At 69.1% G+C, this 11,975-nt stretch carries 8 protein-coding genes; 6 read left to right on the top strand and 2 right to left on the bottom strand.

Translation table 11 applies throughout. The annotated features are described in order from the left end of the window. Positions 1–42: 42 nt before the first annotated feature. The 5 genes from ACWD6R_RS13860 to ACWD6R_RS13840 all read left to right on the top strand — a co-directional run bounded on the left by ACWD6R_RS13860 (position 43) and on the right by ACWD6R_RS13840 (position 7,157). On the top strand, positions 43–930 hold the full coding sequence (locus ACWD6R_RS13860) for an MHYT domain-containing protein (protein WP_451818881.1): 888 nt from the start codon (positions 43–45) through the stop codon (positions 928–930). A gap of 39 nt (positions 931–969) precedes the next feature. Further along, positions 970–3,099 (top strand): excinuclease ABC subunit UvrB, encoded by a 2,130-nt coding sequence (gene uvrB, locus ACWD6R_RS13855; RefSeq protein WP_451818880.1) that lies wholly within the window; start codon positions 970–972, stop codon positions 3,097–3,099. A 131-nt stretch (positions 3,100–3,230) separates the two neighbouring features. Continuing rightward, complete coding sequence (locus ACWD6R_RS13850; RefSeq protein WP_451818879.1) at positions 3,231–3,809, top strand: TerD family protein; 579 nt, start codon at positions 3,231–3,233, stop codon at positions 3,807–3,809. A 134-nt stretch (positions 3,810–3,943) separates the two neighbouring features. Continuing rightward, positions 3,944–5,896 carry a TerD family protein gene (locus ACWD6R_RS13845; protein WP_451818878.1) on the top strand — a complete coding sequence of 651 codons (1,953 nt, stop codon included), beginning with the start codon at positions 3,944–3,946 and terminating at the stop codon, positions 5,894–5,896. A gap of 256 nt (positions 5,897–6,152) precedes the next feature. Then, on the top strand, positions 6,153–7,157 hold the full coding sequence (locus ACWD6R_RS13840) for a TerC family protein (RefSeq protein WP_451818877.1): 1,005 nt from the start codon (positions 6,153–6,155) through the stop codon (positions 7,155–7,157). Positions 7,158–7,280: 123 nt separating this feature from the next. Here ACWD6R_RS13840 and ACWD6R_RS13835 read toward each other — a convergent pair whose 3' ends face one another. Both ACWD6R_RS13835 and ACWD6R_RS13830 read right to left on the bottom strand, forming a co-directional pair. Further along, positions 7,281–7,937: an MBL fold metallo-hydrolase gene (locus tag ACWD6R_RS13835; RefSeq protein ID WP_451818876.1), complete on the bottom strand. Its 657-nt coding sequence runs from the start codon at positions 7,935–7,937 to the stop codon at positions 7,281–7,283. Between the two features lie 10 nt (positions 7,938–7,947). Beyond that, positions 7,948–8,637 (bottom strand): maleylpyruvate isomerase family mycothiol-dependent enzyme, encoded by a 690-nt coding sequence (locus ACWD6R_RS13830; protein WP_451818875.1) that lies wholly within the window; start codon positions 8,635–8,637, stop codon positions 7,948–7,950. A 177-nt stretch (positions 8,638–8,814) separates the two neighbouring features. Between ACWD6R_RS13830 and uvrA the strand changes: the two genes are divergently transcribed. Continuing rightward, positions 8,815–11,850: an excinuclease ABC subunit UvrA gene (gene uvrA, locus ACWD6R_RS13825; RefSeq protein ID WP_451818874.1), complete on the top strand. Its 3,036-nt coding sequence runs from the start codon at positions 8,815–8,817 to the stop codon at positions 11,848–11,850. Positions 11,851–11,975 lie beyond the last annotated feature (125 nt).

The following is an 11,975-nucleotide window of genomic DNA, read 5'->3' as shown; positions in this document are numbered from 1 at the left end:
AGGGTCACCCCGAACCCGGGCTTCCTCGAAGGGCGTACGAGCATGCAGGGCATAATCGACGGTTTCAGCTATGGAGTGGTGACGCCCATTGCGGCGTTCCTCATGGCGTGCCTCGGCGCGGCCCTCGGACTGCGCTGCACGACGCGATCGCTGCGCACCGAGCGTTCCTTCAAGGCCGGCTGGCTCGCCCTCGGGGCCACCTCCATCGGCTCCGGCATATGGACGATGCACTTCATCGCGATGATGGGCTTCAGCGTCGACGGGACCTCGATCGGCTACGACGCCCCGATCACGTTCGCCAGCCTGGCCATCGCGATCGTCATGGTCGGTATCGGCATCTTCATCGTCGGCTACCGGGGCGCCACCTCCATGGCCCTGGTCACCGGCGGCACCATCACCGGACTCGGCGTGGCCACCATGCACTATCTCGGCATGGCCGGCATGCGCCTCCAGGGAACGCTCGAGTACGACACGCTCACCGTTTCGCTTTCCGTCGTCATCGCCGTGGTCGCCTCCACGACCGCACTGTGGTCGGCCGTCTCCATCCACGGCTTCCTGCCCAGCCTCGGCGCCAGCGTGGTGATGGGCCTGGCCGTGAGCGGGATGCACTACACGGGCATGGCCGCGCTCAGCGTCCATTTGCACCCCGCGGCCGTCGCGGATTCCGTGACCGGCAGCGGGCCGATCTCGGCCCTGATCCCGCTCATGATCGGCCCGGCCTGCTTCCTCCTGCTCGCCGCGGTGGTCGTCATGTTCGATCCTCTGGTGGTGATGGGTTCCCCGGACTGGGACGACCCCCGGAACGGCGTCGGCGCCGGTCGGCCCCCCGGCATCCCCGTCCAGCGCCAGGTCCCGCGCTTCGGTACCCACGCCGACCCGGCGTCGTTCCAGTCGCGGCACCGGGACTCCCCGCCGCCCCGGGACTGGTGACCGGGCCCGGTTGTCAGTGGGGGGTCGTACCGTGGTTGCATGCGGCCCGTTTCGAAGATCGAACGTTCGGTGGCGCCTTTCGAGGTCGTCAGTCCCTACCAGCCCAGCGGTGACCAGCCCGCTGCCATCGCCGAGCTGGAGCGGCGTATCCGGGCAGGTGAGAAGGATGTCGTGCTGCTCGGCGCGACCGGCACCGGTAAGTCGGCGACCACCGCCTGGATGATCGAGAAGCTGCAGCGCCCCACCCTGGTGATGGCGCCGAACAAAACGCTCGCCGCCCAGCTGGCGAACGAGTTTCGCGAGCTGCTCCCCAACAACGCCGTCGAGTACTTCGTCTCGTACTACGACTACTACCAGCCCGAGGCGTACATCCCGCAGTCGGACACCTACATCGAGAAGGACTCGTCGATCAACGACGAGGTCGAGCGACTGCGCCACTCCGCGACGAACTCGCTGCTCACCCGCCGCGACGTCATCGTGGTCGCCTCGGTCTCCTGCATCTACGGCCTCGGTACGCCGCAGGAGTACGTGGACCGCATGGTCCCGCTCACGGTGGGGGAGGAGATCGACCGCGACCAGCTGCTGCGCCGCTTCGTCGAGATCCAGTACACGCGCAACGACATCGCGTTCACCCGTGGCACCTTCCGGGTGCGCGGCGACACCATCGAGATCTTCCCGGTCTACGAGGAGCTCGCCGTCCGCATCGAGATGTTCGGCGACGAGATCGAGGCGCTCTCCACGCTCCATCCCCTCACCGGCGAGGTGATCAGCGAGGACCGCGAGCTCTACGTCTTCCCCGCCAGCCACTACGTGGCGGGCCCGGAGCGCATGGAGAAGGCGGTCAACGGCATCGAGCAGGAGCTGCAGGAGCGCCTCGACGAGCTGGAGAAGCAGGGCAAGCTGCTGGAGGCCCAGCGGCTGCGGATGCGCACCACGTACGACATCGAGATGATGCGCCAGATCGGCACCTGCTCCGGCATCGAGAACTACTCGATGCACATGGACGGCCGCGAGCCCGGCACCGCCCCCAACACCCTCCTCGACTACTTCCCCGAGGACTTCCTGCTCGTCATCGACGAGTCGCATGTCACCGTGCCGCAGATCGGCGCGATGTACGAGGGTGACGCCTCCCGCAAGCGCAGCCTCGTCGACCACGGCTTCCGGCTGCCGTCCGCCCTCGACAACCGCCCCCTGAGGTGGGAGGAGTTCACGGAGCGGATCGGTCAGACCGTCTATCTCTCCGCCACCCCGGGCAAGTACGAGCTGTCCCGCGGCGACGGGTTCGTGGAGCAGATCATCCGCCCCACCGGCCTCGTCGACCCGGAGGTCGTCGTCAAGCCCACCGAGGGCCAGATCGACGACCTGGTGCACGAGATCCGCAAGCGCACCGAGAAGGACGAGCGGGTCCTGGTCACCACCCTCACCAAGAAGATGTCCGAGGATCTCACGGACTACTTCCTGGAGCTGGGCATCCAGGTCCGATATCTCCACAGCGACGTCGACACGCTCCGCCGCATCGAGCTGCTCCGCGAACTGCGGGCCGGGGAGTACGACGTCCTGGTCGGCATCAACCTCCTGCGTGAGGGCCTCGACCTGCCCGAGGTGTCGCTCGTGGCCATCCTCGACGCGGACAAGCAGGGCTTCCTGCGCTCGGGGACGTCCCTGATCCAGACCATCGGGCGCGCCGCCCGTAACGTGTCGGGGCAGGTCCATATGTACGCGGACAAGATCACCCCGGCGATGGCGCAGGCCATCGACGAGACCAATCGCCGTCGCGAGAAGCAGATCGCCTACAACACCGAGCGCGGCCTCGACCCCCAGCCGCTGCGCAAGAAGATCAACGACATCGTCGCGACAATCGCCCGCGAGGAGATCGACACCGAGGAGCTGCTCGGCACCGGCTACCGCCAGGGGAAGGCCGCCAAGGCGCCCGTTCCCGCGCTCAGCGGCAAGGCGGGCAGGGCAGGAAAGGCGGCCGGAGCCAAGAAGGCCGGCGCGGTGGTCACTGACCGGCCCGCCACCGAACTCGCCGGAATCATCGAGGAGATGACCGACCGGATGCGGGCGGCCGCCGCCGACCTGCAGTTCGAAGTGGCGGCCCGACTGCGCGACGAGGTCGGTGAGTTGAAGAAGGAGCTGCGCCAGATGCGGGAGGCGGGTCTGGCCTGACTCCACCGCACCTGGTGTGTTGCAGGACCGACACAAAACGGCCCGGATCCGCTACGCCGGTTGTGTGACTGCGTAGGGTGCTGGAAGACCGCGCAAGGACGGTTGCGGGGACAGCGGAGAGGGGACAGCGCGTGACGGTCAATATGACCAAGGGTCAGGCCATCAACCTGCAGAAGAGCGACGGGGGGACCCTGACCGCGGTACGGATGGGGCTCGGCTGGCAGGCGGCGCCGCGCCGGGGTCTGTTCGGCTCACGCACCCGGGAGATCGACCTGGACGCCTCGGCGGTGCTGTTCGCCGACAAGCGGCCGGTCGACGTCGTCTTCTTCCAGCACCTCGTCAGTGACGACGGCTCGGTCAGGCACACCGGGGACAACGTGGTCGGCGGCGCCGGTTCGGGCGGCGACGACGAGGCGATCCTCGTCGATCTGCAGCGGGTGCCGGTCCACATCGACCAGATCGTCTTCACGGTGAACTCCTTCACCGGCCAGACGTTCCAGGAGGTGCAGAACGCCTTCTGTCGTATCGTCGACGAGACCAACGGCCAGGAGCTCGCCCGGTACACGCTGGACGGCGGCGGGCAGTACACCGCCCAGATCATGGCGAAGGTGCACCGTTCGGGGAACGGGTGGCAGATGACCGCCCTCGGCAACCCGGCCAACGGCCGCACCTTCCAGGACCTGATGCCGGCGATCCTGCCGCACCTGTAGGCACGGCCGGACCAGCCGGTCGACATCGGTACGCGCAGCTCCCGGAGGCATCGGCCGCCGGGAGCTGCACCACATCGCGGGCGCACCGCACGACACCGCACCACGCAGCAGCAACTCATCGAGGGGACAGGGCAATGACGGCCGAGCTGGTCCGGGGGCAGAACCACACCTTGCCCCAGACCCGTCTGGAGATCCGGGTATCGGCCGGCACGCCCGTCGTGGCCGGTGCCACGCTCGGCGACGAGAACGGCACCGTGCACGGCACCGAGTGGGTCGCCCACCCGGGATCGCCCCAGCTGCCCGGGCTCAAGGTGTCCGGACAGGCCGCTGCCGACCACCGGCTCGCCGTGGACCTCGATGCCCTGCCGGCTTCGGTGCACCGGGTCACCGTGCTGCTGGCCCTGCCCACGGGCGTCGGCGGCCCGGTCCGGTTCGGCGCGGTCGCCTCACCGTTCGTCGCCGTCACCGGGCTCGAAGGCGGCGAGATCGCCACCTTCACCCTCACCGGCCTGGACACCGAGTCCGCGGTCACCGCCCTGGAGCTCTACCGCCGCCAGGGCGCCTGGAAGGTCCGCGCCGTCGGTCAGGGCTATGTGGACGGCCTCGCCGCCATGCTCGCCGACCAGGGCCTGACGCAGGCGGCCGAGCTGGCCCGCTCGATCCAGGACGCCGTCGCCCGCGCGATGGCCCGCTCGGTCGCACCGCCCCCGCCGCGCACCCCGGACGGCGACCGGGTCGGTCACGGCACGGGCCCCGTACCGCCCTCGGACGGCCGACTGCCTCCCGTCGCGCCGCCGACGGCCGCCCAGCCCGCCGAGCCGCTCGCCGAGCCCACCATTCCACCGTCCGCGGCCACGACGGGCGGCCCCATCGACTACGCGCACCCGCGCCGCCAGGCATCCGCGCCCCCGCCGCCCCCTCTCACCGCGCCGCCCGCCGAGCCGGGCCGCCCCGCCCGGCCCGTCGCCGGGGACGCGACCGGCTGGTCCATGGAGGAGCGCCTCTACAACCAGATCTGGGGCATGTTCGAGGACCTGGCCCGCACCACCGCCGCGTACCGCAGCGCCGTCGACTTCGCAGAGTCCCGCATGGACCAGGAGCTCGACCGGACCCTGTCCGACCCGCGCAACCGGATCGGCGGCGCTGGCGACCGGGCCCGCGAACAGGCCCGCGCCAAGCGCGACGAGCTGACCGCCCGGGCCCGCGAGGTCCTCGATCGCGACCTCGCCCAACTCGCCGCCGAGGCCGCAGTCGTGGAACCCGCACTCCCCGCCGCGTACGCGGGATGGGACAACCCCGTCTGGCACGCCTATCGCGTCCCGATGGAGATCCCCATGGCGCTGCGCATCGGCGACCTCCATCTGCCCGAGAGCCCCGACCTGCGAATCCCGCTACTGGTCCGGCTCCCTCTGGAGCGCGGGATCTGGGTCGACAGCGGCCGTACGGCCTCCGAGGCCGCAGCCCTGATGGATACCGCCCAACTGCGCCGCCTGGCCATGGAGAACGCGGTCGCGCACGCGGCCCGGCTGCTGGCCGTCTACCCGGCCGACGAGTTCTCCGTCCATGTCATCGACCCCGCGGGCTCGGCGGCCGGAGCGCTCGCCCCCCTGGTCGGATCCGGGGCCCTCGCCGGGCCGCCCGCCGCCGGAGCCGGGGGAGTGGCCTCGGTCCTGGCACAGCTCACCCGGCGCGTCGACCTGGTGCAGATGGCGATCCGGGCCGGCGCCGCCGATTCGCTTCCGCCGGACCTCGACACCGGCGAGCAGCTACTGATCGTCAACGACTTCCCGCACGGCTTCGACGACCGGGCCGTCACCCAGCTGCGTTACCTCGCAGACGAGGGGCCCTCGGTCGGCGTCCATCTGCTGATGGTCGCGGACCGCGAGGACGCCGGCGAGTACGGGCCGGTGCTCGACCCGCTGTGGCGCTCGCTGCTCCGGATCACCCCGGTCGCCGACGACCACCTGGCCGATCCCTGGGTGGGCCACGCCTGGACGTACGAGCCGCTGAGGATGCCGCCCGGCAGCCGGGTGCTTGAGCAGGTGCTCGCCAGGGTGGCCGCGGCCCGCCACCCCCGGCGCCCCTGAGCGGCGGCAACTACATATCAACACCCCTGACCTGCTCTTTTGAGGAATCTTTACCCTCTTCTTTACCTTCCCTTGGTGTTCCCTGTACTGTTCTTTGGGCGGAGGGGAGTACTCCCATACGCGGCGTGCCCGTCAGTACGGACTGTGACCGGTCCCGGGGCGCCGGCCCGTGGTGCGCAGCCTGTGCACCCGGGTGGAAGAGACCTCCGGCAGCGACGACGCTGATCAGTAGCCGTAGCGAACTGCCGGAGGCGCAGTGGACGTTTCGTGGACCCTCTGGGTGCTGACCATTCTTGGTCTGTCAGCCCTTATCGCCGTCGACTTCTTCATCGGGCGCAAGCCTCATGACGTGACGACGAAGGAAGCCGGAATCTGGACGATCGTCTGGATCGCGCTGGCCGTGCTCTTCGGACTCGGCCTGCTCGTGTTCGGCGAGAGCCAGGCATCGGGCCAGTTCTTCGCCGGGTTCATCACCGAGAAGTCGCTCAGCGTGGACAACCTCTTCGTCTTCGTCCTGATCATGGCGAAGTTCTCGGTGCCGTCCCATCTCCAGCAGCGCGTGCTGCTGGTCGGCGTGCTGATCGCGCTGGTTCTGCGAGCGATCTTCATCGCCGCGGGCGCCGCGGTCATCGCCAACTTCTCGTGGGTCTTCTACATCTTCGGCGCGTTCCTGATCTACACCGCCTGGAAGCTCATCCAGGAGGCGCGGGCCGGTGAGGAGGAGGACGAGTTCGAGGAGAACCGTCTCCTCAAGACGATCGAGCGCCGCTTCGGGGTCGCCGACCGATACCACGGCACCAAGCTCTTCATCCGTAACAACGGCAAGCGCGTCCTGACGCCGCTGATGATCGTCATGCTCGCCATCGGCACCACCGATGTGCTGTTCGCCCTGGACTCCATCCCCGCGATCTTCGGCCTGACCCAGGACCCGTACATCGTCTTCACCGCCAACGCCTTCGCCCTTATGGGGCTGCGGCAGTTGTACTTCCTCATCGGCGGTCTGCTGAAGAAGCTGGTCCACCTCAGCTACGGGCTCTCGGTCATCCTCGGCTTCATCGGCGTCAAGCTGGTGCTGCACGCCCTGCACGAGTCCGGGGCGCATGTCCCCGAGATCTCGATCCCGGTCTCGCTCGGCGTCATCTGCGGCGTGCTGGTGATCACCACGATCACCAGCCTCATCGCCAACAAGAAGCAGGAGCAGGCCGAGGCGGCCGCGGAAGCGGACAAGGCCGCGGACAAAGGTTCCAGCATCGACGCCTGACCGCGGCGGACGGCCCGGCGGCCGTCCGGCCGGGCAGGAACCGGCACCGGCCGGGGCGCGCAACTGTCCGTTGCCCGCCCCGGCCGGTGTTTGTACGGGTGGAGAGCGCCCCTGCAGCTGCCGTCACCAGCCGCGTGCGCGCCACTCGGGCAGCTGCGGATGCTCGTCGCCGAGCGTCGTGTCGTGGCCGTGGCCCGGATAGACCCAGGTCTCGTCGGGCAGCACGTCGAAGAGCTTGGTCTCCACGTCGTGGAGCAGGCTCGCGAACGCCTCGGGGTCCTTGCGGGTATTGCCGACCCCGCCGGGGAAGAGGCAATCCCCGGTGAACAGATGCGGGGCGCCGTGCGGGTCGTCGTAGACCAGCGCGATGGAGCCCGGGGTGTGACCGACCAGATGGCGCGCGGTCAGGGTGACCTGCCCCACCCGGATCGTGTCGTTGTCGTCGACCAGCACATCGGTCGGGACCGGAATGCCCTCGGCGTCGTACCGCCCCGCGTAGGTACGCGCACCGGTGGCCGCCACCACCTCGCCCAGCGCCTGCCAGTGGTCGCCGTGCTGATGGGTGGTGACGACGGACGCGATGGAGTCGTCACCGATCAGCCGCAGCAGGGTGGGGGCGTCGGCGGCCGCGTCGATCAGGAGCTGCTCGCCGGTGGCCCGGCAGCGCAGCAGATACGCGTTGTTGTTCATCGGGCCGACGGCGACCTTGGAGATCATCAGGTCCGTCAACTCGTGTACATCCGCAGGTCCGCCGACCCTGACCGCTCCGCTGTACGTCATACGTCTCAGCCTATAGCGGCGGCAGCACGGGGAGAGGGCCGCCGTCGACCTTCAGCGCCGAGCCGTCGCGGCGTCCGGCGAGCCAGCCGAGCAGCTCCGGCGCCGGGCCGCGGACCGCGACGGCCGGGCCCTCGGCGCCGCCACCCGTGGTCCAGATCCGGCCGTCGTCGGTGGCCAGACCCGTGGAGACGACCTCCGGGTGACGGCCGAACCGCTCCGCGAGGAAGTCGATCTCACGGGCCACGAATTCGTCCGGAAGGTCCTCGAGCTCGTAGCCGATTCCCAGGTCGACATGGTGCAGCTCGACCTCGATCCAGCGGCGGAAGGGGACCCGGGAGGCGGAGTCGGTCACGCCGTTGCGCATCGTGATGGTGCGGGACCAGTCGGCCGGCTCGGCGGCGGCGGCCAGGAAGCGGGCCGAGCTCTCGCGCAGATCGGCCAGCTGTTCGGTGAGCGGCCGGGGTGCGTCGCGCTCGATGTCCCGGTCGCGGGTTTCGCTGTCTGCGTACATGGGACGGCCCTGGAGAACATTTACGAGCGCGTCGGCGTTACGGGAAAGGTGTGCCAGGACATGGCCCCGGCTCCAGCCGGGCAGCCGTGACGGTTCGGCGGCGGTGACGTCGTCCAGTTTCACCGTCGCGCTGAGCAGCCGATCCGTCGCTTCACGTACGGCTGCCAGGTCGTGCGCGTGATCAATCATGCGGCCGAGCCTAGCCTCGGCACTCGTTCGGGTGAAGGAGTTGTCGACCGTCCATAAATCGAATGCGCGTGCTATACGCTCGGAGTCGAAAAAGCTTCGTACACCGCTGTGGCGCCCCCCATATCCTGGGACAGGGGCTCAGTTCCCCCATTTCTCTCTAGAAAGGTGCGGACCGGCGTGACCGACCGTCTCATCGTCCGTGGCGCTCGCGAGCACAACCTCAAGAACGTCTCGCTCGACCTTCCCCGCGACTCCCTCATCGTCTTCACCGGGCTCTCCGGGTCGGGTAAGTCGTCTCTCGCGTTCGACACGATCTTCGCCGAGGGCCAGCGCCGGTACGTGGAGTCGCTCTCCTCGTACGCCCGGCAGTTCCTCGGCCAGATGGACAAGCCGGACGTCGATTTCATCGAGGGCCTGTCGCCCGCCGTCTCCATCGACCAGAAGTCGACCTCGCGCAACCCGCGCTCGACGGTCGGCACGATCACCGAGGTGTACGACTACCTCCGGCTGCTCTTCGCCCGGATCGGCAAGCCGCACTGCCCCGAGTGCTCCCGCCCCATCTCCCGCCAGTCGCCGCAGGCCATCGTCGACAAGGTGCTCGGCCTGCCCGAGGGCAGCCGCTTCCAGGTGTTGTCGCCGCTGGTGCGCGAGCGCAAGGGCGAGTTCGTCGACCTCTTCGCAGATCTGCAGACCAAGGGCTACAGCAGGGCCCGGGTCGACGGTGAGACCATCCACCTCTCCGAGCCGCCCGCGCTGAAGAAGCAGGAGAAGCACACCATCGAGGTGGTCATCGACCGTCTCACGGTGAAGGACGGCGCCAAGCGCCGGCTGACCGACTCGGTCGAGACCGCGCTCGGGCTCTCCGGCGGCATGGTCGTGCTCGACTTCGTCGACCTCCCCGAGGACGACCCCGAGCGTGAGCGGATGTACTCCGAGCACCTCTACTGCCCGTACGACGACCTCTCCTTCGAAGAGCTGGAGCCGCGCTCCTTCTCCTTCAACTCCCCCTTCGGCGCCTGCCCCGACTGCACGGGCATCGGTACGCGGATGGAGGTCGACCCGGAGCTGATCGTCCCCGACGAGGAGAAGTCCCTCGACGAGGGCGCGATCCACCCCTGGTCGCACGGCCACACCAAGGAGTACTTCGGGCGGCAGATCGACGCGCTCGCCACAGCCCTCGGATTCCGTACGGACATCCCGTGGGCCGGGCTGCCTCAGCGGGCCAGGAAGGCCCTGCTCTTCGGCCACAAGATCCAGACCGAGGTCCGCTACCGCAACCGGTACGGGCGTGAGCGCGCGTACACCACCCCGGCCTTCGAGGGCGCGGTGCAGTTCGTCAAGCGGCGGCACTCCGACGCCGAGAGCGACTCCAGCAGGGAGCGCTTCGAGGGCTATATGCGCGAGGTGCCCTGCCCGACCTGTGAGGGCACCAGGCTGAAGCCGATCGTCCTCGCGGTCACGGTGATGGAGAAGTCCATCGCCCAGGTCGCCGCGATGTCCATCAGCGAGTGCGCCGAATTCCTCGGCCGGATGAAGCTGAACGCCCGCGACAAGAAGATCGCCGAGCGGGTGCTCAAGGAGGTCAACGAGCGGCTGAAGTTCCTCGTCGACGTCGGCCTCGACTATCTCTCGCTGAACCGCGCGGCAGGCACTCTGTCCGGTGGCGAGGCGCAGCGCATCCGGCTCGCCACCCAGATCGGCTCCGGACTCGTCGGCGTGCTGTACGTGCTGGACGAGCCGTCCATCGGCCTGCACCAGCGCGACAACCACCGGCTGATCGAGACGCTGGTACGGCTCCGTGACATGGGCAACACGCTCATCGTCGTCGAGCACGACGAGGACACCATCAAGGTCGCCGACTGGGTCGTCGACATCGGCCCCGGCGCCGGTGAGCACGGCGGCAAGGTGGTCCACTCCGGCTCGCTCAAGGAGCTGCTCGGCAACGATGAGTCGATCACCGGCCAGTATCTGGTCGGCAAGAAGGCCATCGCGATGCCCGACGTCCGGCGCCCGGTCGACCCGACGCGCAGGCTCACGGTGCACGGAGCCCGGGAGAACAACCTCCAGGACATCGACGTCTCCTTCCCGCTCGGGGTGCTCACGGCCGTCACCGGAGTCTCGGGGTCGGGGAAGTCGACCCTGGTCAACGACATCCTCTACACCCACCTGGCGCGCGAGCTGAACGGCGCCAAGTCGGTCCCCGGGCGGCACACCCGGGTCGACGGCGACGACCTGGTCGACAAGGTGGTACACGTCGACCAGTCGCCGATCGGCCGTACGCCCCGGTCCAACCCGGCGACGTACACCGGCGTCTTCGACCATGTCCGCAAGCTGTTCGCCGAGACGATGGAGGCGAAGGTGCGCGGTTATCTGCCGGGCCGCTTCTCCTTCAACGTCAAGGGCGGCCGCTGCGAGAACTGCTCCGGCGACGGCACGATCAAGATCGAGATGAACTTCCTGCCGGATGTGTACGTCCCGTGCGAGGTCTGCCACGGGGCGCGGTACAACCGGGAGACGCTGGAGGTCCACTACAAGGGCAAGTCGATCGCTGAGGTGCTGGACATGCCGATCGAGGAGGGCCTGGAGTTCTTCGAGGCCGTCCCGACGATCGCCCGCCATCTCCGTACGCTCCACGAGGTGGGCCTCGGATACGTCAGGCTCGGCCAGTCCGCGCCGACGCTCTCCGGCGGTGAGGCGCAGCGCGTGAAGCTCGCGAGCGAGCTGCAGAAGCGCTCCACCGGCCGCACGGTCTACGTCCTGGACGAGCCGACCACCGGACTGCACTTCGAGGACATCAGCAAGCTCATCAAGGTGCTGTCCGGACTGGTCGACAAGGGCAACTCGGTGATCGTCATCGAGCACAACCTCGATGTCATCAAGACCGCGGACTGGGTCATCGACATGGGTCCCGAGGGCGGCAACGGCGGTGGCCTGGTGGTCGCCGAGGGCACGCCGGAGCTGGTCGCGACGGTCCCGGCGAGCCACACGGGCAAGTTCCTCCAGGGCATCCTGGACGCGGACCGGGTGAGCGAGGCGGCGGTGCCCGCAGCGCGGAAGCCGGTGCGGAGGACGGCCGCGAAGAAGACGGTGGCCGCGAAGTCGTCCCCTGCGCGGAAGACGGCGACGGCCAAGACGGATGCCGGCGGGAGCGCGGCGGCCAAGTCGGCCAAGACGGCGGTGGCGAAGAAGACGACTCGCGCGCGCAAGGCCTGACGCGCGGCGCGTCGAGGTGACGGCTCCCGGCCGGCAGGCGGGCAGCCGTCACCTTGCGGGCGGCCACAACCGGTCGCGTCGGGCCACGCTCGGCTGCCGCCCGGTCACGGTCGGGCGTGGGTGGC

This window comes from Streptomyces sp. NPDC005151, assembly GCF_053599875.1.
This window is presented reverse-complemented; position numbering and strand designations above follow the sequence as displayed.